This is a genomic window from Amycolatopsis sp. NPDC003676, assembly GCF_053587275.1.
The window spans coordinates 1-1,163 of the sequence record NZ_JBSFNS010000370.1; the positions used below are offsets into that span (position 1 = coordinate 1).

1 pseudogene is annotated in these 1,163 nt (G+C 71.7%); it reads right to left on the reverse strand.

Features of this window, described 5'->3' with window-relative positions:
- Positions 1-1,067, reverse strand: a pseudogene (locus tag ACWDNU_RS46500) (bifunctional lysylphosphatidylglycerol flippase/synthetase MprF); the annotation flags it as partial.
- Positions 1,068-1,163: the final 96 nt, after the last annotated feature.

Genomic DNA, 1,163 nt, shown 5'->3' on the forward strand with positions numbered 1-1,163 from the left:
CCAGTCGGCGTCTTTCGCGCCCCACTCGACCGAATCGACTTCCTCGCGCGACACCGTGAACGGCACCCGCAGCTCCACGATCCGTTGCGCGGTGCCGGATCGGTCAGCACGATCACCGTGCCCGCGTGCCGCTGGTAGGCGACGCAGCGTTCGCCGTCGGCGGCGAACCAGTACTTGTTCTCCGGCCAGGTGATCATCCACGACATGGTGCTGCCGCCGAAGCGGGCCAGCAGCGCGCGCGCCGCGGCGCCGGGCTCGGTCCCCGACAGCGCGCCGCCGGTGATCTTGCGCCGGTTGGGCACCCGGAACGCGCCGCGTCCGCCGTAGAGCAGGGCCACTTCGCCCGCCCACAGCAGCGCGGTGCCGACGGTCACCGCGCCGGTTGTGGCGTAGTCGGTACCCATGGCCACCCCGAGCAGCACCAGGGTGAGGACCACGTGCACGGTGCCGTAGCCGATCGCGATCCACCAGGCCCAGCGCCTGCCCTTGCGCAGCTGATCGGCGATCACCGCGATCACCGCGACGGTCACGATCGTGCTCCACAGCGAGCCGCGCTCCTCCCCGGTCGGGCCGAGCAGGCTGTCGGTCGGGAAGAAGTACACCAGCACCGAGACCGCGGCGATCAGCAGCAGCCCGATGAAGGCGAGCATCCGCATCTCGCGCCGGGTGCGCGGCCAGAAGCCGTGCTCGGTGGTGCTGAACAGCTTCTCGCCCAGCGGGAACCACAGCGCCACGGCGATCAGGTGCGTGAGGTCGGCGAAGGTCGACTCGAACAGGAAGGTGATCGACACGTGCGCCGCCAGCACGGCGCGCACCCGCAGCCGCCAGGGCGAGCGCAGCGTCGCCGAGGCCGCGGCGATCGCAGCGAGGGCCGCGGTGGTGAATCCGACGTCGCGGACCTCGGCCAGCCGATCCGCCCAGCCGAGATGGGTGTGTTGCAGCACCCCGACGAGGGTCGACGCGACGAGCACGCCGATCAGCTGGGCGCTGACGCAGACCAGCGCGGTGCGCGCGGTGCCGAGCCGCCACTCGGCCCAGCCCACCGCGAGCGCGAAAAGCACTGTCATGACGGCGTACTGGAACGGGGTGAGCCCGGCCGGTCGTGTCCCGGCACCCCGCCGGTCCCGACGGAAGCCAGCCGGATTGTCAGGCCCGGGAGAACA